Source organism: Methylobacterium variabile (genome assembly GCF_001043975.1).
Lineage (GTDB): Bacteria > Pseudomonadota > Alphaproteobacteria > Rhizobiales > Beijerinckiaceae > Methylobacterium > Methylobacterium variabile.
On record NZ_LABY01000377.1, the window covers coordinates 1 to 514 of the forward strand.

Consider the following 514-nt stretch of genomic DNA (forward strand, 5'->3'; position numbering starts at 1 on the left):
GCGATGACGCGCCACCGCCACGCTGTCACCGTCCACGGCGCGCATGCCGACTTCATCCCGGATTGGCGCATAGCCAAGCTCGGATCAGCGCCGTCGCTCGACGTTCTCGACGCGGCCGCGCTCGACGGATTGTCGCGCCGGCTGTCGCGTGACGGGTCGAAAGCCTCGACCTTGGACTACGTCGACGAGGCTGCGTTCCGCGAGGCTGCGGTCGCGCTGACCCGGCCGCCCGAGGCGATGGATGGTGAACCGATCCGGGATCGGGCGAGCGACCTTCCGCTGCTCAACGCCGGTTGGATTACCAGCAGTCTGTCGGCTCTGGCGGGACGCATCGAAGCTGGTGCCGGTGCCGTTGCAGTGGGTCCCGAACCGAAGCCCGCCGACGGCCTGATCGACCCGCCGGGCTCGCCTGCCTTGACCGCGCTCGTGGCGGCTCTTGCTCGGCAGGAGACGGCGGAGAACGACATCGCCGACCGGGTGCGTCCGCAGGACCTGCGCGCCCTCGCCTCGGCCT

1 pseudogene is annotated in these 514 nt (G+C 70.4%); it reads left to right on the forward strand.

Annotation, left to right across the window (positions count from 1 at the left end):
• Positions 1-514: pseudogene (locus tag VQ02_RS38515) on the forward strand (hypothetical protein); the annotation flags it as partial.